At 34.7% G+C, this 2,414-nt stretch carries 3 protein-coding genes and 1 pseudogene; 2 read left to right on the top strand and 2 right to left on the bottom strand.

What is annotated here, in order from left to right:
• A pseudogene (locus ACJMLZ_RS00270) lies at nt 1-407 on the top strand (valine--tRNA ligase); the annotation flags it as partial.
• 59 nt (nt 408-466) lie between these two features.
• Here ACJMLZ_RS00270 and ACJMLZ_RS00265 read toward each other — a convergent pair.
• Together ACJMLZ_RS00265 and ACJMLZ_RS00260 are read right to left on the bottom strand one after the other, a co-directional pair.
• Nucleotides 467-1,648: a tetratricopeptide repeat protein gene (locus ACJMLZ_RS00265; protein ID WP_405303324.1), complete on the bottom strand. Its 1,182-nt coding sequence runs from the start codon at nt 1,646-1,648 to the stop codon at nt 467-469.
• Between the two features lie 42 nt (nt 1,649-1,690).
• On the bottom strand, nt 1,691-2,254 hold the full coding sequence (locus ACJMLZ_RS00260) for a sugar O-acetyltransferase (protein WP_405303323.1): 564 nt from the start codon (nt 2,252-2,254) through the stop codon (nt 1,691-1,693).
• 45 nt (nt 2,255-2,299) lie between these two features.
• On the opposite strand from ACJMLZ_RS00260, the gene ACJMLZ_RS00255 reads away from it, so the two are divergent.
• A partial coding sequence (locus ACJMLZ_RS00255; protein WP_405303325.1) for a hypothetical protein occupies nt 2,300-2,414 on the top strand: 115 nt, incomplete at its 3' end.

Below are 2,414 nucleotides of genomic sequence, written 5' to 3'. Positions count from 1 at the left end.
TGAATGCGGAACTTGCTGAAGTGAATGTATACACTTCAGATGACTCATTAGTTGAAATCTTCAATGAATTCAATGACGATATCAAGGGAACCTTGAAAATTAATGATTTAGCAATCAGCTCCGGAAAACCGGAAGTTCATGAAAAAATCATCGAAGTTGAACCGGACATGTCTCAAATTGGACCTAAATTCAAAGGGGATGCCGGAAAAATCATCGGTTATTTAAAATCAACAGACATCGATGAAATTGGGTCTGTTTTAGAAGAAAATCATGAGCTAACCGTTGGTGAAATCGTAGTTCCTGAAGACATGTTAAATATCAAAAAAGAGATTGTTGGAGCATCTGGTAAAAAAGTGGATATCCTGCAGTCTGAAAAATTAGACATGATAGTGGAAGTAATCAGATAATTACTTCTCATACTTCTTTTTTTTTAAAAAAAAATTTAAAAGCTATTGGATAGCTTTCATTAAATAGTGTTAATATTTACAGCATTCATTTTTACTTCATCTTTTGCTTTATCATATCCTTCTTCAAGATAGAAACTCACACTTGTCATTTCACGGAAATCGTCTTTATTTCCTTTGAATTGGAATTTTTTGAAGTAATATGAATTGCCGTCTTCGGCTTGGATGAATCCTGCTTTTCCATGAGGTAAAATCCTGCTTATTATTCCGTATTGAGGTTGTTGGTCCTTGTATCTTAAGTTGTTCCAGAAACCTTTAAGATTCTTTTCAATTTTCCAGTATTCAGTATTTTCACTATCAAGACCAGCTTCCTCAATTTTTTCAGTTAACCGGTCTTCAATGCTCCACTCCTTGTTGAGTCTGATACTATATTCAAGATACCTGTTCTGCAAAGCCTCTTCCGGATATTCGTCTTCAACCAAATCAGCAATCAAAGAATATACATTTACTTTGCTTTCACTTGGAGCAGGAGTTAAAACAGCATCAATTGCATAGGAAAGCGAATTGTCATAATCTCCTTTGAAGTAGTAACTTTCTGCCAATTCGGCCTTTATATACCAGTCGGGCTTTTTGGTTATGATATATTTAAGATATTCTATGGCTTCATCATATTCCCCAAGCTCATTTGCACATTTGGCCAATCTCCACTTGAACCAGATGTCTTCTGTTAGTTCATCCAATTCCAGTGCTTCTTTGGATAATTCGTAACATCTATCGATATCATCGAGCTTTAAAAGGGCTTTGGTTAATTGGCTGTAATATTTCTCTTTATTGGAAGGATATTTTCTTCCGTTGAAGTCACTTGCTTTTGGACTTAAATAATCAGGATTGAGCATTTCAGCCCACATGACGACTTCTTCAAACTTATTGTTCTTGTTCAAGTTCTCAAGAACTTTCAAAACGGCTAATGTATATGGGCATGGATATTTGCTATCCTGTGATTGGTCTTGCTGTTTTTTGATTTCTGTAATCAACTCGGCATTTTCAACGATTTCATCAACATCCTCATTATTTTTGATGTATTTGTTGTATAAAATCCAGCTGAAAGTTGTTTTGTCGAATTCGGAGAAATCTTCCTGTGATGTTTCCCAATACTGTTTGTAGATGTCTTCAGCTTCATCAGTTCTGTTTTCCTTTTTGAGTCTTTGTGCTAACTTTAATTTTTCTTTGGTAACGGCATCCATAATAACACAACCTAAATAATATATAATTTGTTGTTATCTTATTTATAAATCGTTTTCGATTTCTTTTATGACCCTTGCCGGAACGCCGACAGCAAGGGAATTATCCGGAATATCCTTGTTTACAACCGCCCCTGCACCGATTACGACATTATCTCCGATTGTAACGCCAGGTAAAATGGTCACGTTTCCACCTAGCCAAACATCATTGCCAATGTGCACTTCACTAGCTTGCGCTAAATGTTCACGACGACCTTTGGGGTTTAATGGATGTCCAACAGTAGTAATTAATGTATTAGGACCAATCATCACATTATCTCCAATATAAACCTCTTTAATATCAAGAATTGTCAAATTAAAGTTTCCAGTGAAATTGTTTCCTATGAAAATGTTCTTTCCGTTATCAAAACAGAATCTTTTAGCTATCCATACTTTTTCACCAACTGATCCTAAAATCTCGGTTAAAACCTCATGCTGTTTGTCCAAATCGTCTTCATCAAGTGAATTGAATATGTTGGCATTTTCGATTGCTCTTAATTTCATTAAGGATATTTCCTCATCATCGTAACAGTATTCAAGTCCGGCTTTCATTTTTTCAATTTCATTCATAGTTAAATATATTATTAATTTTAGCTAAAAATATTATTTGATAGAATGATTCTTAAGGTTAAAAATATTTCTGAAATCGGTGGTGAAGTTAAAGCCCCACCATCTAAAAGCTATTCTCACAGAGCAGTAATCATTGCTTCTTTGGCTAAAGGAACATCAA

Source organism: Methanobrevibacter sp. (assembly GCF_045126245.1).
In the GTDB taxonomy this organism is placed as follows: domain Archaea; phylum Methanobacteriota; class Methanobacteria; order Methanobacteriales; family Methanobacteriaceae; genus Methanocatella.
Note: the sequence above shows the minus strand (reverse complement) of the source record. Positions and strands in the feature narration are given on the sequence as shown.

Bases quoted from the DNA above. Each gene is read 5' to 3' on its own strand.
- ACJMLZ_RS00265 (WP_405303324.1), bottom strand. From the start codon at position 1,648: ATGGATGCCGTTACCAAAGAAAAATTAAAGTTAGCACAAAGACTCAAA.
- ACJMLZ_RS00260 (WP_405303323.1), bottom strand. From the start codon at position 2,254: ATGAATGAAATTGAAAAAATGAAAGCCGGACTTGAATACTGTTACGAT.